19 protein-coding genes are annotated in these 22,974 nt (G+C 35.3%); 10 read left to right on the top strand and 9 right to left on the bottom strand.

The features are described 5' to 3' along the window. Window positions 1-456: 456 nt before the first annotated feature. The 5 genes from NHF50_RS13480 (at window position 457) to NHF50_RS13460 (ending at window position 4,370) form a co-directional block, all read left to right on the top strand. Window positions 457-1,191, top strand: a complete 735-nt coding sequence (locus NHF50_RS13480) for a hypothetical protein (protein ID WP_252776948.1) — start codon at window positions 457-459, stop codon at window positions 1,189-1,191. 102 nt (window positions 1,192-1,293) lie between these two features. After that, the gene (locus NHF50_RS13475) at window positions 1,294-2,055 is read left to right on the top strand and encodes a prolipoprotein diacylglyceryl transferase (RefSeq protein ID WP_252776946.1); all 762 of its coding nucleotides are present in this window, start codon (window positions 1,294-1,296) and stop codon (window positions 2,053-2,055) included. Further along, the gene (locus NHF50_RS13470) at window positions 2,027-3,412 is read left to right on the top strand and encodes a radical SAM protein (RefSeq protein WP_252776945.1); all 1,386 of its coding nucleotides are present in this window, start codon (window positions 2,027-2,029) and stop codon (window positions 3,410-3,412) included. The genes NHF50_RS13475 and NHF50_RS13470 overlap by 29 nt, the downstream gene beginning before the upstream one ends. Before the next feature lie 6 nt (window positions 3,413-3,418). After that, complete coding sequence (locus NHF50_RS13465) at window positions 3,419-3,601, top strand: hypothetical protein (protein ID WP_109570139.1); 183 nt, start codon at window positions 3,419-3,421, stop codon at window positions 3,599-3,601. Between the two features lie 10 nt (window positions 3,602-3,611). Further along, window positions 3,612-4,370, top strand: coding sequence for an alpha/beta fold hydrolase (locus NHF50_RS13460; RefSeq protein ID WP_252776944.1), 759 nt, complete (start codon window positions 3,612-3,614; stop codon window positions 4,368-4,370). Here NHF50_RS13460 and yaaA read toward each other — a convergent pair. The 3 genes from yaaA to NHF50_RS13445 all read right to left on the bottom strand — a co-directional run bounded on the left by yaaA (window position 4,360) and on the right by NHF50_RS13445 (window position 6,526). Continuing rightward, window positions 4,360-5,118 (bottom strand): peroxide stress protein YaaA, encoded by a 759-nt coding sequence (gene yaaA, locus NHF50_RS13455; protein WP_252776943.1) that lies wholly within the window; start codon window positions 5,116-5,118, stop codon window positions 4,360-4,362. The two genes, NHF50_RS13460 and yaaA, sit on opposite strands and share 11 nt — an antisense overlap. 91 nt (window positions 5,119-5,209) lie before the next feature. Beyond that, window positions 5,210-5,707, bottom strand: a complete 498-nt coding sequence (locus tag NHF50_RS13450) for a hypothetical protein (protein WP_109570136.1) — start codon at window positions 5,705-5,707, stop codon at window positions 5,210-5,212. 45 nt (window positions 5,708-5,752) lie between these two features. Then, window positions 5,753-6,526 (bottom strand): MBL fold metallo-hydrolase, encoded by a 774-nt coding sequence (locus tag NHF50_RS13445; RefSeq protein ID WP_252776942.1) that lies wholly within the window; start codon window positions 6,524-6,526, stop codon window positions 5,753-5,755. Window positions 6,527-6,632: 106 nt separating this feature from the next. Here NHF50_RS13445 and NHF50_RS13440 point away from each other — a divergent pair, with 106 nt between their 5' ends. Next, window positions 6,633-8,096, top strand: a complete 1,464-nt coding sequence (locus NHF50_RS13440) for a TonB-dependent receptor (protein WP_170108245.1) — start codon at window positions 6,633-6,635, stop codon at window positions 8,094-8,096. A gap of 82 nt (window positions 8,097-8,178) precedes the next feature. On the opposite strand, the gene NHF50_RS13435 is transcribed toward NHF50_RS13440, so the two are convergent. From NHF50_RS13435 to NHF50_RS13410, 6 genes are all read right to left on the bottom strand, one after another. Then, entirely contained in the window at window positions 8,179-9,141 is a 963-nt protein-coding gene (locus NHF50_RS13435; RefSeq protein WP_252776941.1) for a glycoside hydrolase family 5 protein, read from the bottom strand. 4 nt (window positions 9,142-9,145) lie between these two features. Further along, a complete protein-coding gene (locus NHF50_RS13430; protein WP_252776940.1) occupies window positions 9,146-10,366 on the bottom strand; it encodes a glycoside hydrolase family 27 protein in 1,221 nt (406 codons plus the stop codon). A gap of 72 nt (window positions 10,367-10,438) precedes the next feature. After that, window positions 10,439-11,479: an IPT/TIG domain-containing protein gene (locus NHF50_RS13425; protein ID WP_252776939.1), complete on the bottom strand. Its 1,041-nt coding sequence runs from the start codon at window positions 11,477-11,479 to the stop codon at window positions 10,439-10,441. 15 nt (window positions 11,480-11,494) lie between these two features. After that, window positions 11,495-13,093, bottom strand: a complete 1,599-nt coding sequence (locus NHF50_RS13420; protein WP_252776937.1) for a RagB/SusD family nutrient uptake outer membrane protein — start codon at window positions 13,091-13,093, stop codon at window positions 11,495-11,497. A gap of 17 nt (window positions 13,094-13,110) precedes the next feature. Beyond that, window positions 13,111-16,320 carry a TonB-dependent receptor gene (locus NHF50_RS13415; protein ID WP_252776934.1) on the bottom strand — a complete coding sequence of 1,070 codons (3,210 nt, stop codon included), beginning with the start codon at window positions 16,318-16,320 and terminating at the stop codon, window positions 13,111-13,113. Between the two features lie 211 nt (window positions 16,321-16,531). Next, window positions 16,532-17,410: an AraC family transcriptional regulator gene (locus NHF50_RS13410; RefSeq protein WP_109570689.1), complete on the bottom strand. Its 879-nt coding sequence runs from the start codon at window positions 17,408-17,410 to the stop codon at window positions 16,532-16,534. A gap of 175 nt (window positions 17,411-17,585) precedes the next feature. On the opposite strand from NHF50_RS13410, the gene NHF50_RS13405 reads away from it, so the two are divergent. Genes NHF50_RS13405 through NHF50_RS13390 form a run of 4 tightly spaced genes read left to right on the top strand, consistent with a single transcriptional unit; the run spans window position 17,586 to window position 22,964 of the window. Continuing rightward, the gene (locus tag NHF50_RS13405) at window positions 17,586-18,716 is read left to right on the top strand and encodes a glycoside hydrolase family 26 protein (RefSeq protein ID WP_252776932.1); all 1,131 of its coding nucleotides are present in this window, start codon (window positions 17,586-17,588) and stop codon (window positions 18,714-18,716) included. 9 nt (window positions 18,717-18,725) lie between these two features. Beyond that, window positions 18,726-20,552, top strand: a complete 1,827-nt coding sequence (locus NHF50_RS13400) for a sodium:solute symporter family protein (protein ID WP_252776930.1) — start codon at window positions 18,726-18,728, stop codon at window positions 20,550-20,552. Between the two features lie 35 nt (window positions 20,553-20,587). Then, a complete protein-coding gene (locus NHF50_RS13395) occupies window positions 20,588-21,757 on the top strand; it encodes a glycosidase (RefSeq protein ID WP_218925773.1) in 1,170 nt (389 codons plus the stop codon). A gap of 16 nt (window positions 21,758-21,773) precedes the next feature. Next, a complete protein-coding gene (locus NHF50_RS13390; protein ID WP_252776929.1) occupies window positions 21,774-22,964 on the top strand; it encodes an AGE family epimerase/isomerase in 1,191 nt (396 codons plus the stop codon). Window positions 22,965-22,974 lie beyond the last annotated feature (10 nt).

Genomic DNA, 22,974 nt, shown 5'->3' with positions numbered 1-22,974 from the left:
GTAATCGTGAGAAATCGGGATCAAATGTATAGCATTGTTCTTATAACTCGGATACAGGAAAAATGTATATTTTGTTAAAATTTAATATTTTATCTGTACGATGCGTAAAAAATCCACAAAAACAAAAAGTCCCGAAAAGATTTCGGGACTAAATGTTCTTGATAAGAAATAAAATTACTGCTATTAACCGTAACAAATATAGCGCCTATATTTGTTAACTTGGATACAGAAAAAATGTATATTTTGTTAAAGTTTTGGTTTTAGCAATTTATTTTAAATAGTTATCTCATTACTTGTCTAATGAGCACTTTACCCCTAAAGTAGTTCGTTTCAACTTTTTTAAAAAAGACCACAAAACACTAACAATCAAAACATTGTATGTTTAATATCTTAAAATACTATTATTCTTAATGTAACTTTTAATTAAAACCTATACATATTAAGAAAAGTAAAATCATGAAAAAAACAATCTTCAGTCTTATTCTTTCAATGGGTATTGTACTCTTCTCATTCGGTCAGGCTCCATTGAGCCCTCAAAATAATCCTGTGGATTATAGTTTGGTAAAAAATGAATCTTCAAAAATGAAATGGTTTGTCCTGCAAGACACTATGAAAATTGAAATAGGAACTATTCAGACTGATGTTCAAAAAAAAGGAAATGAGCTGATAGTCATCTCTACCATTGATCTGAACCGCTCACCAGTAAAATGGGTTGACAGTACAATTGTAAAAACGGATCGCTTTAAACCGGTTTATCATTCTTCATACAATCAACAAAGGGATATGGCACTCCACTTTAAGGAAGAAATTACCGGTTATTATCTGGATAAAATGAATAATAAAAAAGTAATGATCTCAGAAAAAGCAGATCAATCTTACTTTGATAGTAATTTTTATCCGCAACTGATTCGTTGGCTACCCTTAAAAGAGGGATACTCCGGTATTATTTCTATTTTTGATTATAATCCGGTAGCTAAAATCGGTGTGATTACAGCAACAATTACACAAGTAAAAGATAGTACTTTGCTGAGTCATGGCCTTCCAAAAGAAACCTGGATTGTTACTACAACAGATGATATTTCAGATAACGAAGTTGTTTCCACTTATTACATTGAAAAAAGCAGCCGAAAGGTATTGAAACAGGAAATAGATATTAAAGGCAAAAAAATGCTTATGGAATTAATCGACTAATTGTTTTAACTACTATAAAACTACACCTTAAGGTGTAGTTTTTCTTTTTATAGATGCGCTCTCTTTATAAAAGAATTATATTTGACGTACAATATATAAAGAATGAACATCCCGTTTGAACCGCAAGTTTTCGGAACTTCAGTCAATGTACATTTACTATTAGAATATTTAGCTTTTTTCATCGGTTTCCGATATTACCTTTATTTAAAAAGAACGAAAAGTGATGCTATTACCGGAAAAAACAGATTATCCATCCTTTTAGGAGCTATTGTAGGAGCTTTTATAGGTTCCCGATTTTTTGCTTTTCTTGAAAACCCGGTCTTTCATTTCAGCTCTGATCACCTGATCCGTATCCTGAATGCTAAAACCATTATGGGTGGATTATTCGGAGGACTTATCGGTGTTGAATTAGCCAAAAAAATAATCCGTGAAAAAGAATCATCCGGTGATTTGTTTACACTTCCTTTGATCCTGGGAATCTTCATAGGGCGTATCGGCTGTTTTTTAAGCGGCATACGGGAGTTTACGTACGGGAAACCGACTTCTTTTTTTCTTGGTATAAATCTGGGCGATGGTATTAAAAGACATCCTATTGCTCTTTATGAATTATTCTTCTTAGCAGGTTTATTCTGGCTCTTAAAATATTTATGGGAAAACAAAAAACTTGAAAACGGTACCCTTTTTAAATTTTTTATGATCGCATACTTTTCATGGCGCTTTGCCGTTGAATTCTTAAAGCCGAATACTTTCTTTATTTCAGGACTAAGTAGTATTCAATGGTTGTGTATCATTTGTTTCCTTTATTATAGCAAAACCCTAAAAAAATACGTTGTTTATGCCTGTCAGAAAATATACTTACTATGATTTTACATTAAGCTTATGTCCGGAATGTTTAAAGCGAATTGATGCTAAAATTGTTTTTGAAGGACAAAAAGTCTTTATGTTAAAAAGATGCCCGGAACATGGTGCTTCTAAAGTTTTAATTGCCGATGATAAAGAATATTACAAAAACATCCGGAATTACAATAAACCCTCTGAAATGCCTTATGTGTTTAATACTAAAACACATTATGGCTGTCCCTATGATTGCGGTTTGTGTCCGGATCACGAGCAACATTCCTGTTTAACTGTAATTGAGATTACCGACCGTTGTAATTTAACCTGTCCTACTTGTTATGCAGGTTCCTCTCCTACTTATGGCAGGCACAGAACACTTGAAGAAGTGAAAACCATGCTTGATACGATTGTAAAAAATGAAAAAGAACCCGATGTTGTTCAAATTAGCGGAGGAGAACCTACTCTACACCCACAATTTTTTGAGATCTTAGATTATGCCAAATCCCTGCCGATCAAACATCTGATGGTAAATACGAACGGTATTGCTATCGCAAAGGATTTTGAATTTGCTAAGCGATTGAAAACATATACCCCTGATTTTGAAATTTATCTGCAATTTGATTCTTTTAATGACGTCGTTTTAAAGTCTATGCGGGGAGCCGAATTGAGTAAAATGAGAATGCAGGCGCTGAAACACCTGAATGTACTCAATTTGTCAACAACTCTGGTGGTTACTTTACAAAAAGGACTGAACGACAATGAAATCGGAGAAGTGATTGAATTTGCACTTCAGCAACAATGCGTAAGAGGTGTTACTTTTCAACCTACACAAATTGCCGGAAGACTGGAAAACTTTGATTCACAAACCGATCGTATCACATTAACCGAAGTCCGACGAAAAATACTGGAACAAACTACTGTTTTCGAATCAGATGACCTGATCCCTGTTCCTTGCAATCCGGATGCCCTGGTTATGGGATATGCCTTAAAACTAAACGGAAATGTATTACCTTTAACCCGCTATATTAATCCGGCAGATCTGTTAGACAACAGTAAAAATACTATTGTTTACGAGCAGGATGAAGCCTTACAACAAAAAATGTTTGAAATTTTCAGCACCGGAACTTCTACAGATAAGGCTTCTGAGAAATTGCATTCCTTGTTGTGCTGTTTACCGTTTGTTGAAGCGCCTGATTTAGGATACGACAATTTATTCCGTATCATCATTATGCAATTTATTGATGCTCATAATTTTGATGTGAGAGCCATAAAAAAATCCTGCGTTCATATAGTCAATAAGGATAATAAAATAATTCCTTTTGAGACCATGAATCTCTTTTACCGGGATGAAAAAAGAAAAATTTTGGATAACCTCATTAATTAAATCGCTATGGAAGGCTTACTTTCTTTAATCATAATCATTTACTTATTATTTCACAGTCCGGCCATTCTAATGGTTATTATTGGCTTAATCATCCGAAAAAAGAAACCGTCTACCGCTAAAAAGCTTTTCATTGCTGCGGGAATCTATTTTTTAATCGGAGCCGGGATTTGCGGTGCCATGTTATCTTAAACGAATCAAAATGTCTTTAGACTTTTCCCAAATAGCTTTTAAAAAAATAACCAACTATCCTGATCAGCCTACTCTCATTTTTTTACATGACTCACTGGGCTGTATGGAACTATGGCGGGATTTTCCTGAACAACTGGCCAGACAGACGCACTGTAATGTACTACTCTATGACCGACAAGGTTATGGAAGATCCTGTCCTTTCTCATATTCAAAACGAGATGTAAATTATTTAGAAGAGGAAGCCGATATTTTAGCCGATCTGATGGAACTCCGGGAAATTGAAAAAGCTGTTTTATTTGGCTTCAGTGATGGTGGATCTATAGCACTTATCTTTGCCGCCAAATACCCTGAAAAAACCATCGGTATCATTACCCAAGGAGCACATATCTTTGTAGAAGATGTTACATTAAAAGGAATTCAGGAGGCTGTTCTGAATTATAAGACAACGCCTTTAAAACAAAAACTGGAACGTTATCACGGTGACAAAACGGAAGCTTTATTTAATGCCTGGACAAAAACCTGGACTTCTCCGGAATATAGAAACTGGAACATTGAACACTTTGTAAGACAAATATCATGTAAATCCCTTATTATACAAGGTGAAAATGACGAATTCGGTTCTCCGGAACAGGTGAAAAAGATCGTTACCCAAACAGAAGGTCCTTCTGCTTCTCTTATTGTTTCTGAGGCAGGACATACAGTGCACAAAGAAAATCCGGAACTTGTTCTACGGGAAAGTGTTCGTTTTATTAAAAAAATTATCGCGTAAAAACTAATGTGTTACCCTTGCTCAGATTGGTATCAAAAGCATAACCATCATAGTTGAAGTTTTTCAGCTCTTCAAGTGTTTCTACATTGTGATCCAAAATATAACGAACCATTAAGCCGCGTGCTTTTTTAGCAAAAAAACTAATCATTTTCAGCTTTCCGTCTTTGTAATCTTTAAATTCAGGAGTAATAACCGGAACTTTTAAAGCTTTTACATCTACTGCACTGAAATATTCGTTACTCGCCAGATTGAGAAATAGCTCCTCTTTTTGAAGCTCTTTATTCAATGCATCCGTAATTTTCTTTTTCCAGAATTCATATAAATTCTTCTTAGTACCGACAGCTAATGAAGTTCCCATCTCTAAACGATAAGGCTGTATCAGATCTAATGGTTTTAATACACCGTACAAACCTGAAAGAATTCTCAATTTATCTTGTAAAACAGGGAGTTTTTCAACCGGAATTGAATAAGCATCTAAACCGACATATACATCACCGTTAAAAGCATATACAGCCTGCCGTGCATTTTCAGGAGTAAACGGTAACTGCCATTCCTGATTGCGTTGCCAATTCAAATCGGCTAACTTTTCTGAAATGTGCATCAATTCCATCAGATCCTTAGGCTTTTTCTTTTTTAAAACTTTTTGAATGCTATTGGCTTTATCTAAGAATTGTGACTCAGTAAACTCTTGCGTTGGGATTGCCGTTTCAAAATCCAATGATTTGGCCGGAGATATAACTATTTTCATACGTTCAATTGTTTAGTCTCAAAAATACAAAATTGTACTTTCTACCTAAATGGTTAAAAATGAAAAGAATTGATACGATTATAGAGAAATCTTATTGTTGTCTCTGCTTTTCGTATAAAACCGTCTCTATCGTTTCGAAATCAGTCGGTTTATCTTCATTGAAGAAATACTTCACCAGAATTTGCCCCCAAAGATCACCGTTAGAGAATTCAGCAATGATCCACCTGTGATTTAAAACCTTCGCTTTGTTCACTAAAAATGGTTTACCGTCAATCGGTTCATAAGGTACTAGTGCATTTCCTTTTGGATTCGTGTTCAAGGAAACTAAATCTTCATTTACCTTAGCCATTACTTTTTGGTAATCTAAATCTTTATTGTAGAAATAATCTTGTGCATCCTGATCTTTTTCAATATCAAAATAATCGTTGTATTGTACCAGTGTTATTGAGTCACGGGCAATTTTTAAATGTTCTTTTGTTCTTTCTACCTCGTGCTCTTTAGCTTCTAAAATTTTAGTAGCATTGACATATTGAAATACATTGATCAAAAAAGAAAAAACAAAAAGGAATAAAATGATATTTTTTTTCATCAGTAATATATTAATTCTATTGTTATTATTTTATATGCTTTCTCATCACAAGGAAATTTCCAGATTATCATAGGCCACATACACATTATCCGGTAGTTTAGCCTGTATTTCTTCATGAAATCCGAAAATGTGACTTATATGCGTTAAATAAGCCTTTTCAGGTTGCACCAAAGATATAAAATCTAAAGCTTCTTCTAAATTAAAATGCGTATTGTGTGGTTCTTCACGCAAACAATTTATAACCAAAGCTTTACAGCCTTTTATCTTGTTTATCTCACTTATATCGATACGTTTCACATCAGTCAGATAGACTATATCCAACAGTTTGTACCCGAAAACCTGTAACGAACCGTGCCAGGCATTGATCGGTTCTATTACGATGTCTTTAATTGTAAAAGATTCATCTTCCCTGACTTCAACCTGAGTAACAGAAGGAGCTCCCGGATATTTATTTTCGGTTTCAAAAATATAATCAAAACGTCGTGCCAGATTATTCAGCACCCTTTTGTGTCCGTATACCGGAATATCCCCCTGTTTAAAATAAAACGGTCTGATGTCATCCAGTCCGGCAGTATGATCTGCATGCTCATGAGTAAACAAAATAGCGTCTACATGTTTACATTTGCTTTGTAACATTTGCTGACGAAAATCTGGTCCGCAGTCAATTACAACAGAAAAATCACCGGAATTGATCCAAACCGAAACTCTAAGTCTTTTATCCTTAGGATCCTTACTTAAACACACCGGATGGTCACTACCGATAACCGGAATTCCCTGAGAAGTTCCGGTACCTAAAAAGTATAACTTTGCTTCTTTCATACCTTACAAAAATAAAAATAATTAGGCTATCTTTTACAAATTGATTAACTTTGCCGTAAACAAACAAACTAAAATTTTTCCCTAATTATCATTGCAGATGAGAAGCATGGTTACCGATATTAAACTACGAGGAGACAAGGAAATCGAACAAATTCCATCCATCAAAGACAAAGCCTTACGAATTAATCTAAACGATAATATTTACGGTACTTTTGCCGAGATCGGAGCTGGTCAGGAAACTGTCCGTCATTTTTTCAGAGCAGGAGCTTCTTCAGGAACCATTGCCAAAGCCATGTCTGCTTATGATAAAGATTTTAGTGATGCCATTTATGGCATTGAAGAAGACGGTCGTTACGTCACAGAAAGTCGGTTAAAAAAAATGCTGGCTCACGAAACGAGAATTATTGAAGATCGTTTAAAACGCGACAAACATCCTAATAAAATATTCTTCAGTTATGCAAACACCGTTGCCACTATCGATTTTGCAAAAAAATTCAAAGGTCACGGTTGGGTCGGAATTAAATTTCAGGTAGAACCTGATGAAGATTACAATGAAATTATTCTCCACATCCGTTTTAAAGAGAATGATGCCCGTTTGCAACAAGAAACTTTAGGGATTTTAGGGGTTAACCTGATCTATGGCGCTTTTTACAAGCACAATGACCCTAAAAAATTATTGCGTTATTTATACGACCATTTAGACAAAGATCAATTAGAAATAGATACTATCAATTTTTCCGGTCCGCGTTTTGCTAATGTAGACAACCGATTAATGAGTTTACAATTGGTTAAAAACGGTATGACTGATGCTGTAATGTTTGGTCCTGACGGAAATAATATCTTACCGGCTGCTGTTCTTTATAAAAAGAATATCTTGGCGCTTAGAGGTAGTTTCAGACCGGTTACTAAAGTAAACATGAATATGTACAAAAAGTCATACGACATGTTTATTCGTGAAAATAAAGTAGACGAAGAGAATACTTTTGTGGTCTTTGAAATTACGCTTTCTAACTTAAAAGCAGAAGGGGAAATTGACGAAAGAGACTTTTTAGACAGAGCGGAATTATTATGTTCTTTAGGACAAACGGTAATGATATCAAACTTCCAGGAGTATTATAAAGTAGTCGAATATTTCTCTAACTATACTAAAGCTCGTATGGGATTAACTATGGGCGTTAGCAATCTGGTTGAAATTTTTGACGAAAAATATTACCGCCATTTATCGGGTGGTATTTTAGAGGCTTTCGGTAAATTATTCTACCGTGACCTTAAAGTTTACCTGTATCCGATGAAAGATGAAGATGGTAACATCATCAACTCCGACAATCTGAAAGTATATCCAAGAATGAAAGAATTGTACAAATTCTTTAAATTTAACGGTAAAGTAGTCGACATTCAGGATTATGAAGAAGAAAATCTTGATATCTTCTCCCGAAAAATATTGAAAATGATCAATAACGGTGAAAGCGGTTGGGAAACCATGGTACCATCCGGTACTGCTGAAATTATCAAAACGCACCATTTATTCGGTTACTATGATAAAAAAGAAAAAGAGTTAGCTGAAAAATAAAATAATAACTTTCAACTTAGTCTTGAATTGAAAAAATAATAAAAAGCCGAACATTTTTGTTCGGCTTTTTTTATCTATTTAACTAATAATTCTCTTTATTCAATTCTCTTAAAACTTCTCTTATTTTAACTCCCGATTCTTTCAGATCCGACAGTTTCCAATTTCCTTCCGATTTTGCTGTTTTTCGGAGTACGGAACATGTTTCGTCTTTATCTGAAACCGACCATGTAATCCAGCTCAATTTTTTGCTTTCCATCCAATCGATATATTCCTGCCATGATTTATAATCTAAAGGACCGTCTCCGGTAGCCTCCATTCCGGCACTTTCAGAAATAAAAACAGGTAAACCATTTGCCATAGCTGCATCTACCCTATCTCGTAGCCATTTTTCATGAGTCGCCGCATAAAAATGCATTGTATACATCAGGTTTTTATACCCTTTGATAGGATCTGCAGCCGGTAAATGAATATCCTGATCCCAATGCGGACACCCTACCAAGATAACATTATCGGAATCAATTGCTCTGATCACTGCAATAACTTCTTCAGCATAGGTTTTCACTTCCTCCCAACTCTCTTCATCCGGCTCATTAAAAACTTCATAGATAATATTTGGGTATTTACCATATTCTTTAGCAATTTCTGCAAAGAATTCTTTAGCTTCTTCCAAATTTATATTGTGACTATGCCAATCAACGATTACATAAATATTCTCTTTAATAGCGCCTTCTATCACGGCTTTGATCTTAGCTTTGGCAAACTCCGGATTATCTTTGTAAGTCTTATTTTCGTCTCCTCCTTCAATACCCATAGCAGCTCTTACCACATTGCAATGCCAATCTTTTTTAAGCCATTTTACAGCTTTTTTATTATAAAAACGGGGCCAAAAGCTATGCCATCCGAAACTCATTCCTCTTAACACTACCGGTTTACCATATTGATTAACCAACTGGGTTCCTTCAACTTGCAAAGCACCATTATTTTTTACAAACTGAGCCTGTACTGTAGTCAAGAAAAAAGTACACCAAAAAACAAAATACCTCATCTTATCATTTTTTTAAAATTAAAGTAATAACATCATGTGATTTAATCGATGCTTTAAACACTTTTTTTGTTGTTTTCAAATCCTTATGCGTCCAAACATCTCTGATCTGATAGTTTTCTTTAACGAAAGAAAGTTCTAAATCATTTAGCTCATCTTTGATCTGATGTTCTTTCCAATCAAAATTTATCGTTTGCTCTGTATCGCTCTTATTAAAAAAGCTAATCGCCCAACTTCCGTTTTCTAAGGGTTTTACCCAAATTGACAGATCATTCTCGTCACTATATTTAAAACCTTGTATTCCCAGTTTATCCTGATTTATTGCTATCAGTTCTTTATTTGTCAGAATTTCAAGGGTTTCTTTTTTCATCGTTCTGAAATCATTTCCGGCAATTAACGGTGAAGCAACCATACACCATAATGTAAAATGACTTTTATCTTCTTCATAGCTCATTCCGTTTCCGACTTCCAGCATGTCAAAATCATTCCAATGATCTGGTCCTGAATATTGGCGAATTCCTTTGTGCATTTCTGCTATTTTAAAGAATCCCCAAGATGACCAAGGCTCTGCTGCTTCTTTGTGAACGTATTCACAATCATAGCACGGGTAAATATCTCCTGAAATGCGCCACAGATTCCCGATCGGTTCACCCCATTCCCAAGGTTGGTTATCCCCCCACTCACAAAGACTAAAAACAATAGGTCTTCCGGCTGTTTTAAGCGCTTTACTCATTGTCGTATACGCTTCCTTAGCATCTATTCCTGCTGTATTACACCAATCGTATTTTAAAAAATCGATTCCTAAAGACGCATAAAAACGAGCATCTTGGTATTCGTATCCTCGTGTTCCTGGATAGCCCGCACAAGTTTGAGTTCCTGCACAATTATACAATCCGAATTTTAAGCCTTTTGCATGAACATACTCGACTAAAGCTTTCATTCCACTAGGAAATTTTAAAGGATCAGGCACCAAATCACCGTTTTCATCTCTTTCTTTTGTCATCCAACCGTCATCCAATACAATGTATTCATAGCCTGCCTCTTTCATTCCTGTTGAAACTATCAAATCAGCGGTTTCTTTTACTAATTTTTCATCTATGTTTATTTCAAAAGTATTCCACGAGTTCCATCCCATAGGCGGTTGTTTAGCTAAACCAATAAACTTTTGTGCTTGTATAAAGGTTGCTGAAAACAAGAATACTAATAAAATAACGCTCTTTTTATTCATCTTTAATAATTTTAAAAAAGCATCTTGAAGATCAAGATGCTTTTATTAATAACTAATTCAAATAGGTATCTATTAATCAACAGTATATGTAATATTATCAAAATAATAGGTATGTGTCTCACCTGTAAACTCTTGAAAAGTGATATTTTGAACGTGGTCTGCATTATTTAGCTGTTGCCAAGTAAAACTCACTTCTGTCCATTCCGTTGTTGTATCGAATGCGAAATTACTATCTCCCCAGTTACTTCCGTTGAAAATGAAAACCAATTTTCCGGGAGTATCTGAACGAACGGCAAATTTAATACCGGTATATTGAGAGATTTGATCGTCCCAATCCCAGTTTCCTTGAATATTATCCCAGCCCGGGATGTCTTTTTTGAAAAATGTAGTTCCCTGAAAAGCATTTGCCAAATCAGTAACATACACATGATTGTTCCAGGCTTCTATAGTCCAAGGTGCATAAAAATTGTCATCGTAAATTGCTGTCCCAACAGCTGTACCCCAAGAGGCTGTACCTGAAATAGTTTCAACTGTAATATATTTATACTGTGCATTAGCCGGCATTACAGCTACAATTTCTGTTAAAGTATTAGACACAACAGTTGCCTGAGCACCATCAAATGAAACTGTAGGGTTTATGAAATAGTTCCCGTAAATTGTAATTTGATCCCCTTCAACAGCATTTACCGGCTGAAAGCTTTTTACAATAGGAGCTGGCGGGGCTACAACAAAATGATACACAAACTCTCCGTTTTTATTCACCACTTTTAATGTTTGAGGAGCATCTTCCTCATAAGGTGTCTCCATATCGATGGCTACAAAAATCTCAGTATCTGTAACCATTGCCGGGTTGAAATAAGTATCAAAATCGTTAAAGTACACATTTTTCAACGTGTTAAAACCAGATCCTCTAATAATGACCATTGTTCCTCCTTGCGCTTGAGTAACTGGTTCTAAATCAGGATCACTAGCCAAAACTACACTTGTTATGACCGGAGGATTTACCATCCCCCCTCTATTATCCTGATCACTATCTGAACAAGAAAATTGTACAGCTAAGGTAAATACAGTCACAACAGCAACAGTAATTCTTTTTAAAATTCTATTTTTCATATCAAATTTCTTTTTTTAGTTAAAATCATAAGGTACCGGAGGCTCTAATAACTTAGGATTTCTAGCCACTTCATTAGCAGGATAATCTAATAAGAAATCTGCATCCGTTGGCGTAAAATATTGAGCATAATTCATGTCTCCTCTATTTTGAGCTGACATTATAGCTATTGCTTCTGCTCTTGGTCTACGTCCCAAGTCAAACCAATAATCGCCTTCAAAAGCCAGCTCTTTTCTTCTTTCTAAAAACATATCTTCTGGTGTAATAGAACTTACACTAGGTAAACCGGCTCTGTTTCTAACTGCGTTAAAAGAATTCAATGCCGAAACATCACTCGTACTTCCTCCACCTGCTAATATAGCTTCAGCATGGATCAATAATAATTCTGCATAACGCATGATATAGGTATTATTAGACATCGCTCCGTTACCGCTGGTCTGAGTCGGACCGGTTTCATTTCCGTTTTCAATACCAATTACATATTTTTTAATTGCAGCTCCTGCTCCTTGTCCACCGATAGCTGTTGCAGCCGGTACGATAAAGCCCATTTGTTCAGTTTGTCCACCATTAATAAGTACTTTAATATTTGTATACTCCTCTCCTGGAAACATAATCGTTTCATGTCTTCTTAAATCGTTAGTCTCATACAAACTCAAAATATCTTGGGAAGGTGCAAAAACGCCTCCGTAGGAACAATTTGAAGTTGTTAAATCGCCTGTACTGATTCCGAACTGAGTGTTACAAATATTTCCGGAACCGTAATTTCCGTCCCATAACCATTGCAAAGCAAAGATTGATTCCTCATTATTATTATTAGGATATGTGAATAGATCTGCAAAAGATTTACCCGGAAGCTCTTGTCCGCCAAATAATTTAAACTCACCACTACTAATCACTTCTTCTGCTATTTGTTTTGCTTCTGTATATTTTTGTTCATATAGATACACTTTAGCTAACATTGCTTTAGCCGAACCTTTAGAAACATGTCCGTTATCAGCATAGTTACTTCCTCTGTTCTTTTCATACAATCGATCAATAGCTTTCAAATAATCCATTTCAATCAGCGTGTACACATCCTCTACTCTATTAGTCGGAATTTGAGGAGAATTAGCATAATCCAGATTGTTTTCAATAATCGGAACAGCCCCCCATAAACGTACTAAATAGAAATAAGCTGTAGCCCTTAAAAAGTATGCCTCTCCGATTGTATTCTGAACAACTTCAGGGTCAACATCCGGTCCAACTCTTTCCTCTAAAAAGTTAATCAGGGCATTTGCCTGTGCTATATTTGCCCATAATGAAGCCCATCCATCCTGCAAAATAGCATAACTACCATTCATTGAAAAATCGCGTAATGCATTTACATCTGATGAATTAGTATACATATTTCCGGAACCTACTTCTGCAACTGCAAAAAAGAACTTTGTTTCAAAATTAAACCACGTTCTGGAATATAATACATTTGTTGCAGATGCTACTTGTTCATTAGTTGAATAGTAAGAGTCTAAACTAATTGCATCTTCAGAAGGTCTATCTGTAAAATCTTGCGAACAAGATGCCAGAATCAATACAGAAGCTAAAACTGCTGTAAAACGTCCTATTACTTTTTTATTCATTTTCATTTTCATTTTTTTTAGAATTCGAAATTAACACCAAATGAGTAAGTTCTTGGAGTCGGATATCTACCATTATCAATCCCCGACAATAAAACATTTTGGTTAAATGAACCAATTTCAGGATCATATCCTCTATACTTAGTGAAAGTATGAAGGTTTTGTACACTTCCGTAAAGTCTTATTCTTGACATCTTAATTTTTGCTACTAAATCAGATGGTAGTGTATAGCCTAAAGTTACGTTTTGAATTCTGGCATAAGAGCCATCTTCAATATAACGTGTTGAAACTAAATTATTAACATTTCCAACACCATTTAATGCTCTCGGAATATCTGTATTTGTATTAGTCGGAGTCCAGTAATTAGCTGCTTCAACTAACTGATTCGTATATAATTGTGAATTAGCTGTTCCGTTTCTCCATGTTAAATTCATGATATCATTCCCAACAGACCCCTGAACAAAAACGGATAAATCGAAACTTTTATATCTAAAATTATTAGTAAAACCAAAAGTAAAATCAGGATTAGGGTTACCAATTAAAGTTCTGTCTAATTCATTAATTACACCATCTCCGTTCACATCTTTATATTTTACATCACCCAACCAAGTTTCTCCCGGCTGATCTCCAACAGATTGACCAAATTGGATCGGTGCATTATTCAACTCCTCTTGCGTTTGAAATAATCCTTCAGCAACGTATCCATAAAACATTCCTATTGGCTGACCAACAACTGTATTCGTTACAGAAACTGGCATATAACCGTTTGTCTGAATGTCCTGAATCAGTATAAGTCCGTCTTGAAGAGATAATAGTTTGTTCTTGTAATGTGATAATACTAAAGTTGAACTCCACGAAAAATCACTTTCTCCTTTTGTTTTATAGTTTAAAGTAACATCATATCCTCTATTCTCCATAGAACCTATGTTTGAATATGGTGATTCAATTCCGCCATAATAGGAACTCCCTCCTGTTAAATAATCCGGTAAAGGTACCTGGAACAAGAATCCTTTAGATTTTTTCACATAATAATCTAAACTAGCTGATAATCTGGAATCAAATAACGTAAAATCAAGACCAAAGTTAGTTTGTTGCATTGATTCCCATGTCAAATCAGGATTCGGCATATTGCCCACTGTATAAGAAGATCCTAAACCTGAACCTCCCGGTTGTAACAAAGCCGTATAACGGTTATTCGGAATTTGTTGGTTCCCTGTTTCACCATATCCAATTCTGAACTTGATATTGTCAATATACTTTCTGGTATTTTCCATGAATTTTTCATTTGATAATTTCCAAGAGGCAGCTACAGCCGGGAAATATCCCCATTGTTTTTTTCCACCATCAACAACCGGATCAAATTTTGACGATCGGTCTGCACGCCAAGAAGCTGAAAGACTATATCTATTGTCAAAATCATAGATCAAACGACCAAAATATGAGAATAATGCTGCACTCCCTTTGTAATAATCATTTGCCGTAACACGAATCGTTGATCCCATATTAACCGTAGCCGGATCACTTACAGGGGCTCCTGTACTGTAAACGTTCAAACCTTCCCAGTGGCTATCATTAGCCTCCTGACCGGCTAAGAGTGTTACTTTATGTTTTCCGAATGTTTTATCGTAAGTCAATAAATTTTTAACATTTATAGAATACCAGTTTGAGTTTCGTCTCCATAATTCTGTTGCATTATGCGTTTGAATTCCCCAGTTATATTCAGGAATAAAATCTTCTTGAGTTGAAAATTCTGTATTTGCTCCTAACTCCGCTCTATACTTCAACCCATCAATTATAGTAGCCTCTCCGTACAGATTTCCTAAAAAGTTTTTACGAACCAGAGTATTATCTCTAACCATTGAAATAGCAACCGGGTTATAGTATGAAGCCCCTGCCATTGAATTGTCATTAGGTCCGGCAAAACTACCATCCGTATTTCTTACCGGAATATCAGGAGCCTGTAACAATGCATTACTAATAATTCCAGTATAGCTCTGGTTGATAGTTAGTTTTTCATTTGTAATACCTGTCCCAACATTTAAACCTACTTTTAACCAATCTTTTACTTTTGAATCAAGATTAGCACGCATCGTATAGCGTTTATACCCCGAACCAAGTAAAACTCCTTGCTGATCCATAAAACCTCCGGATAAATAATAAGTCGTTGCATCTTTACCGCCTGAGAAAGCCAACTGATGACTTTGTGTAAAAGCAGTTTGATATACTTCATCCTGCCAATTCGTTCCGCTTCCTAATAATTCCGGATGTGAGAATTCATCTCTAACAGAGTTTGGTAAACCTATCGCGACCGCTAAATTATTCTGATATCTGGCATACTGCTGTAAATTCATTACATCTAATTTTCTATAAATATTTGCAACAGAGGTGTAACCTTCATAAGATATCTTTCCATCTCCTCTTTTACCGGATTTCGTTGTAATAATCACAACCCCGTTAGCCCCCCTTGAACCATAAATAGCTGTCGCTGAAGCATCTTTTAAAATATCAATCGATTCAATATCGTTAGGATTTAGAAATGACAACGGACTTACCGCACTGTTTCCCGAATCTCCTCCCGCTGAAAAATCATTAGCAGCTATTGGACGGCCTGACATGGATTTTCCAGTTGCATCACCGGAAACCGGAACACCATCAATAATATAAAGCGGCTCGTTTGTTCCAGAGATAGAAGTCACACCACGAACACGAACTGAAACTGCACTACCTGGCTGCCCTGAATTGTTTTGAATTGTAACACCGGCAGCTTTCCCCTGCATCATCTGATCCACAGTCGTTTGTTTTAAAGCCGTAATATCTTCCGTTTTAATTGAAGATATAGCACCGTTAACATCTTCCTTCTTTTGAGCACCATAACCAATAACTACGATCTCTTCTAAACTGGATACATTTTCTTCAAGAGTCACATTAATTGTTGATTGAGAATTTACCGGTACCTCTTTTGTTTTAAAACCAATGTAGGAAAAGGTTAAAACACCATCTGACGGGACATCCAATTGGAAATTTCCGTCGAAATCTGTAATCTCACCTTTTTGCGTACCTTTCAAAACAACATTAACTCCCGGAAGAGTCACTCCTTGTTTATCGGATACGACGCCCGAAACCTTAATGTTTTGAGCCATTAAAGCAGAAAAAGACGATAAAAGAAAAAGAAAGAAAAAATACCTTTTTCTTTTACTTGCCTGCTTTAAGCAATAATTTGAATCCCTCATAAATTTGTTAGTTAGTTAGTAATTTAATAAAACAAAATAAATACCTATATTTTTTATAATATCAATAATTTAGACATGTATTTATTGTTGATTTACAAAATTATAGGTCTTACCAACTTAACTTTAATATTATTTTATCATTTAATTCTATTATTTTCACGAAAATTTTAACGAAATTTTAATGTTTGAATATGATAAAATAATATCATTGTTATAAAAAACGTTTCATTCCATTGAATTCTTCCCTGTATTGACTCGGAGTTGTGTTCTTTTTACTCTTAAAGATTCTGTTAAAGTTCGCTATATTATTAAAACCTGCCTTATAAGCAATTTCCGCAATACTTAAATCCTTCTCAATCAACCACCTGGAAGCATACCCTACCCTGATATCATTCAAATAGTTCACAAAAGTCTTATTTGTTCTTTTTTTAATAAAACGATTAAACGACACAACACTCATCGATAACAGGTCTGCTACTTCATCTAAAGAAATTTTCTCTGAAAAGTTTTGTTGCACATAATCATACACCATTTTCATTTTATCATCCTCTTCGAAATTAAAATTATCAACCGTATAAGTAGACAACAACCGCTGATTCCTTGAATTAGACATATCATAAAGTATAGACAAAAACTCTAAAAAATTATCAATTCCGTCTAATTTTGATAGTTTTTTCAATCTTTCCCCTATTTCTATAGCTGTTTTATTCGAAAACAATATTCCATGTATAGACTTTTCCAGCATATCTTTGATCGACAGCATTACCCGTCTGGATAAAAAACTATCTTCAAACAAATCATTATGAAATTGGATGGTTATTTCATGAATCCTTCTTGACCTGCAATTATGTGTTTCCCACCCATGATGCAAATTAGGTCCAACTAACACCAACTCAACTTCTTCAATCTCTTCTATATGATCTCCCACTACTCTTTTTACACCGCTTCCGTTTTGAATAAAATTAATCTCGTATTCCGGATGATGATGTACTGGGAAATCAAATCCGTCTTTAATTCTATCAAAGACCAAAAAGCTATCTCTTTTTGATAAGGGAGTTACTTCTCTGTGAAATTTATAGACCTCGCTCATTTTAATTTTATTTTTTTGCAATTATAAGATATAATTTTGACAAAATAATATTACTACTATATAGAATAACAAAATTAATTTTGAATTTTATAAAATCACAATCAATATTTTTAATTATTTGAAAAATATTCCTATATTTTTTAACTACTTTTTAAAAATACACAAGATAACTGATATGAGACTGTACAAAACCATACAAAAAATAACATTATTGACCTCAATCTCTTTGTTAGCTTCTTGTCATTCAATACTCAATAGCGACCAACAAGCTACTACTGAAACCCAAAACGTATACCGAAACCTGATACAATTAAAACAAAAAGGATTCATGTTTGGTCATCAGGATGATCTGGCTTATGGAGTGAACTGGAAATATGAAAATGGTCGAAGTGATGTAAAAGAAGTTGCTAATGATTATCCGGCTGTTTATGGTTGGGATATCGGAAGAATTGAAAATGACAGTCCGGAAAACCTGGACGGAGTTCCTTTTCATAAAATGAGACAATACATTAAAGAAGTATATCAAAGGGGCGGTGTCAATACTATTAGTTGGCATATTAATAACCCTTTTACCGGTGGTGATGCTTGGGATACAACTCCCGGCTCCTTAGCTTCAGTACTACCAAACGGAAGCAAGCATGAACTTTTTAAAAAATGGTTAGACAAAGCTGCCGTATTTTTAAACAGTCTTAAATCTGACGATGGTAAATCAATCCCTGTTTTATACCGCCCGTATCATGAATTAACCGGAAATTGGTTTTGGTGGTGCCAAAACAACGGAACTCCTGAACAATTTAAAGAATTATGGGTATTTTCATTTAATTACTTAAAATCTAAAGGCGTTCACAGTTTAATTTATGTATTCAATACTGCTGATTTTGAAACATACGAAGATTTTGAAAAATTTTACCCGGGAGACCAATATGTTGATATCGTAAGCTTTGATGCCTATCAATACGACGATCCTACCACAAGTACTGCCTATGTTGATAAATGCCGGAAACAATTCAAAATCATGAATGAATTTGCCTTGAAACATAATAAAATAATGGCATTTGCTGAAACCGGATTTGAACAGATTCCCTATGAAAACTGGTGGACTGATACCTTAATAAAAGCTATTGGCAATTATAAAATTTCATACGTCTTGGTCTGGAGAAATCACGGTTGGCTGGAACATGAACAAAAAATGCATTATTACGCTCCTTATAAAGGGCAGTCTACGGAAAAGGATTTTAAAAAATTCTATGAATTACCTAATACTTTTTTCCAAAAAGAAATAACAGAACAAAATATTTACCAGTAAACCGATACTATGCAACTACTCAATACAATAGATTTTTTAATTATCCTTGCTTACTTGATCTCAATTGTCATTATCGGGCTGGTATTAAGGAAAAGGGCTGAACGAAGTAAAGACGATTATCTTTTAGGTGGTAAATCCATTCCATGGTATTTACTGGGGCTTTCCAATGCTTCGGGTATGTTTGACATTTCAGGGACTATTTGGTTGGTTACTTTAATGTTTGTTTATGGTATAAAAAGTGTATGGATCCCATGGCTTTGGCCGGTTTTCAATCAGATCTTCCTAATGGTTTATTTATCCAAATGGTTAAGACGATCAAACGTAACGACAGGTGCCGAATGGATCGGAACTCGATTCGGAACGGGTACCGGCGCTAAATTATCACACATGATTGTTGTTGTATTTGCTTTAGTTGTATGTCTAGGCTATTTAGCATACGGATTTATTGGCTTAGGAAAATTTGTAGAGATTTTCCTCCCTTGGGAAGTTATCAGTAACTATATACCTTTTCAGGTTTCGGCTCAATATGTTCCGCACTTTTACGGCGTTATTTTTACACTTTTTGCTGTATTCTATTCTCTATTGGGCGGTATGTCAGGAATTGTTTGGGCAGATGTAGTTCAATTTGCAATTATGACAGTAGCAGCTTTAGTTATTGGCTATTTAGGTTGGCAAGCTGTCGGAACAGGAAATCTGACCGTACCGGAACATTGGATGAGTCCGTTCAGCGGAGGCTTAGAACTCAATTGGTCTTCTGTGATACCAGAAGTACAAAGCAAAATAAAGTCCGATGGTTTCGGAATCTTCTCGATTTTTCTTTCAATGATGTTATTTAAAGGAATTTTGGTTAGTATCGCAGGACCTGCTCCTACTTATGATATGCAAAAAATATTATCTACCAAAAATGCTATTGAAGCTTCTAAAATGAGTGGTTTCGTATCCGTTATCCTAATGCCGATACGTTACTTAATGATTGCCGGATTTGCTGCCTTAGCTTTGGTTTACTATGAAAAGATAGACCTGTTGACTGCTTCCGGAAATCTGGATTTTGAGCTTATACTTCCTTCGGCTATTAAAACCTTTGTTCCTGTCGGGCTTTTAGGTTTATTACTGGCAGGGTTAATCGCTGCATTCATGTCTACTTTTGCCGGAACTCTTAATGCTGCTCAAGCCTATATTGTAAATGATATTTATCTGAAACATATTAAACCGGAAGCTAATGCTAAACAAATCAGAAATATGAATTATGCCACCGGAATTATCGTTGTGCTTATCAGTATTATATTGGGATTATTTGCTAAAAATGTAAACTCCGTGTTAAACATTATTGTATCTGTTCTTTATGGAAGTTATGTAGGAGCTAACATTTTAAAATGGCATTGGTGGCGATTTAACGGCGAAGGATTTTTCTGGGGGATGCTAACCGGATTAGTAGCCGCTTACTTCACTCCCATGCTTTTTCCTGAAGTAAACGAACTTTATTTGTTCCCCATTTTACTTATCGTCTCTTTATTAGGATCGATTATCGGAACCTATTCTGCACCGGCAACCAATAAAGACATTCTTAAAGAATTTTATTTAAACGTCCGTCCGTGGGGGTTTTGGGGACCTGTAAAAGAAGAAGTAATAGCTGAAAATCCTGATTTTAAATCTGATGCTAATTTCGGTCGTGATATGTTCAATGTATTGATCGGAACAATAGCACAAACGCTATTGGTACTAATACCGACGTACCTGATCTTTCAGCAAACCTTTCCGCTTTATATCTGCATCATTATTCTTGTTATATGCATTGCATTACTAAAAAAATTCTGGTGGAATAATCTAAGTGAATAAAATTTTTAACCGTCAATAATATGGAAATTAAAAACATGAAACATATAACCAATTACGAACAATTAAAGGCTGTACACGAAACCTTTCTGAATATCAGCAACAAACCATACGAGGAATCAAACGGGATTTACATGCGCTATAAAAATGCAATTGTTACCCCGAAACATATTCCTTTGGAATGGCGTTATGACCTGAACGCAGAAAACAACCCTTATGCTATGGAACGTATCGGTTTTAATGCAACATTCAATGCCGGAGCTATAAAATGGAAAGGAAATTATATATTATGCGTACGTGTTGAAGGAAATGACAGAAAATCGTTTTTTGCTCTTGCAGAAAGTCCTAATGGAATTGACAACTTCAAATTTTGGGAAAAGCCATGTGTCATTCCTCAAATCCCCGGAAATCCGGATACCAATGTATATGACATGCGTCTGACACAACATGAAGACGGATGGATTTACGGCATTTTCTGTACCGAAAGAAAAGATCCGAATGCTCCTAAAGGCGATACCAGTAGCGCAATTGCTAATGCCGGTATTGTTCGTACAAAAGATTTGGTTAATTGGGAGCGCTTGCCGGATTTGATTTCCAATACAGGTCAACAACGAAATGTGGTTTTACACGCTGAATTTGTAAATGGAAAATATGCGGTTTACACACGCCCTCAGGACGGCTTTATTGATGTTGGTTCCGGTGGTGGTATCGGTTTAGGTTATATTGACAATATGGAAAACCCTGTTGTTCAAAATGAAACCATTATTTTCTCTAAAAAATACCATACAATCTATGAATTAAAAAATGGCTTAGGTCCTGCTCCGATCAAAACCTCAAAAGGTTGGTTGCATTTAGCACACGGAGTGCGAAACACAGCTGCCGGTCTGCGCTATACACTCTACATGTTCATGACCGATTTGAATGATATAGGAAAAGTAACGTATGTTCCGGCCGGACATTTTATGGCTCCGATCAATGACGAACGCGTAGGAGATGTTTCCAACGTGTTGTTCTCAAACGGTTGGATTACTGATGAAGACGGAACCGTATACATCTATTATGCTTCATCCGATACCCGGATGCATGTAGCCGTTTCTTCTACTGACAGATTAGTAGATTATGTAATGAATACTCCTGAAGACACCTTTATTTCATCAGGATCCGTAGCGACTATTATTGATTTAGTTGATCGAAATAAAAATTTATAATCCTTGATCTTTTGATATGCCAACACCAGAAAGAAAACAAAATTTAAAAAACGAGGTCAGAGAAGAACTTAACCACATTTTAAACTATTGGAAAAGAAACACCATAGACACTGAAAATGATGGTTTTGTAGGACAAATCGATGCTTTTGAAAAAAAAGTTCTGAATGCTGAAAAAGGCTCTGTTCTCAATGCTCGTATTCTTTGGTCTTTCTCTGCGGCTTATCAGATCACACAAGATCCTTCCGATCTTGAAACAGCCACTAAAGCTTATCATTTTATTAATAGTTATTTTTTTGACAAAGAGTTTGGCGGGGTTTTCTGGAGTGTTGCATACGATGGAAAACCTTCTCAAACCAAGAAGCAGATCTATGCTTTAGCATTTACAATTTACGGCTTAGCCGAATACTATAAGATAACTCAGGATCAAAAAGTTTTACAAATGGCTATTTCGCTTTTTGAAACCATCGAAAAATATAGCTTTGACCCTGTAAACAAAGGATATTTAGAAGCCTTTACTCAAGAATGGAATCCAATTGAAGATCTCCGGTTAAGTGCTAAAGATGTCAACGAAAAGAAGACTATGAATACGCATTTACATATTGTAGAGGCGTATGCCAACTTATTTTTAGTTTGGCCAAATGAACTTTTACAAACAAAGATTATAGAAATTTTAGAGACGATCAATCACTATTTTATCAATACTAAAACCGGACATCTAAAACTCTTCTTTAATGAAGAATGGATTGAAAAACCAGATGTCGTTTCCTATGGTCATGATATAGAAGCTGCTTGGCTATTGCTTTGGTGTGCAAGAATTACACAAAATCAAGAACTGATTGAAATCTTTACTAAACACGCCTTACAAATGGCTGATGCTACTTTTGAAGGGATTGACCAGGACGGAAGTCTTTGGTATGAACTTGATCCTCAGAAAAATAATTTAATCACAGAAAAGCATTGGTGGCCACAAGCAGAACTTTTAATTGGGATGATCAATGCTTGGGAATTAACACAAGAAGAGAAATATTTTACTACTGCTGAAAAAAACTGGGATTTCATTAAGCGTTTTATCATAGACAAAGAAAACGGAGAATGGATCTGGGGTATTCATGGAGATTACAGTAAAATAATCAACGATAAAGCAGGTTTATGGAAATGTCCTTACCACAACTCCAGAGCTTGTATAGAACTGATTGATCGATTATAAAAACTATTGA

It is taken from the genome of Flavobacterium sp. NRK F10 (assembly GCF_024054235.1).
In the GTDB taxonomy this organism is placed as follows: domain Bacteria; phylum Bacteroidota; class Bacteroidia; order Flavobacteriales; family Flavobacteriaceae; genus Flavobacterium; species Flavobacterium sediminis.
The sequence above is the reverse complement of the archived record's forward strand: the minus strand, read 5'-3'. Positions and strand labels throughout refer to the sequence as shown.

What these genes read in the sequence shown, in the direction of transcription:
- NHF50_RS13480 (WP_252776948.1), top strand. Translation starts at nt 457, where the DNA reads ATGAAAAAAACAATCTTCAGTCTTATTCTTTCAATGGGTATTGTACTC.
- NHF50_RS13475 (WP_252776946.1), top strand. Translation starts at nt 1,294, where the DNA reads ATGAACATCCCGTTTGAACCGCAAGTTTTCGGAACTTCAGTCAATGTA.
- NHF50_RS13470 (WP_252776945.1), top strand. Translation starts at nt 2,027, where the DNA reads ATGCCTGTCAGAAAATATACTTACTATGATTTTACATTAAGCTTATGT.
- NHF50_RS13465 (WP_109570139.1), top strand. Translation starts at nt 3,419, where the DNA reads ATGGAAGGCTTACTTTCTTTAATCATAATCATTTACTTATTATTTCAC.
- NHF50_RS13460 (WP_252776944.1), top strand. Translation starts at nt 3,612, where the DNA reads ATGTCTTTAGACTTTTCCCAAATAGCTTTTAAAAAAATAACCAACTAT.
- yaaA (WP_252776943.1), bottom strand. Translation starts at nt 5,118, where the DNA reads ATGAAAATAGTTATATCTCCGGCCAAATCATTGGATTTTGAAACGGCA.
- NHF50_RS13450 (WP_109570136.1), bottom strand. Translation starts at nt 5,707, where the DNA reads ATGAAAAAAAATATCATTTTATTCCTTTTTGTTTTTTCTTTTTTGATC.
- NHF50_RS13445 (WP_252776942.1), bottom strand. Translation starts at nt 6,526, where the DNA reads ATGAAAGAAGCAAAGTTATACTTTTTAGGTACCGGAACTTCTCAGGGA.
- NHF50_RS13440 (WP_170108245.1), top strand. Translation starts at nt 6,633, where the DNA reads ATGGTTACCGATATTAAACTACGAGGAGACAAGGAAATCGAACAAATT.
- NHF50_RS13435 (WP_252776941.1), bottom strand. Translation starts at nt 9,141, where the DNA reads ATGAGGTATTTTGTTTTTTGGTGTACTTTTTTCTTGACTACAGTACAG.
- NHF50_RS13430 (WP_252776940.1), bottom strand. Translation starts at nt 10,366, where the DNA reads ATGAATAAAAAGAGCGTTATTTTATTAGTATTCTTGTTTTCAGCAACC.
- NHF50_RS13425 (WP_252776939.1), bottom strand. Translation starts at nt 11,479, where the DNA reads ATGAAAAATAGAATTTTAAAAAGAATTACTGTTGCTGTTGTGACTGTA.
- NHF50_RS13420 (WP_252776937.1), bottom strand. Translation starts at nt 13,093, where the DNA reads ATGAATAAAAAAGTAATAGGACGTTTTACAGCAGTTTTAGCTTCTGTA.
- NHF50_RS13415 (WP_252776934.1), bottom strand. Translation starts at nt 16,320, where the DNA reads ATGAGGGATTCAAATTATTGCTTAAAGCAGGCAAGTAAAAGAAAAAGG.
- NHF50_RS13410 (WP_109570689.1), bottom strand. Translation starts at nt 17,410, where the DNA reads ATGAGCGAGGTCTATAAATTTCACAGAGAAGTAACTCCCTTATCAAAA.
- NHF50_RS13405 (WP_252776932.1), top strand. Translation starts at nt 17,586, where the DNA reads ATGAGACTGTACAAAACCATACAAAAAATAACATTATTGACCTCAATC.
- NHF50_RS13400 (WP_252776930.1), top strand. Translation starts at nt 18,726, where the DNA reads ATGCAACTACTCAATACAATAGATTTTTTAATTATCCTTGCTTACTTG.
- NHF50_RS13395 (WP_218925773.1), top strand. Translation starts at nt 20,588, where the DNA reads ATGAAACATATAACCAATTACGAACAATTAAAGGCTGTACACGAAACC.
- NHF50_RS13390 (WP_252776929.1), top strand. Translation starts at nt 21,774, where the DNA reads ATGCCAACACCAGAAAGAAAACAAAATTTAAAAAACGAGGTCAGAGAA.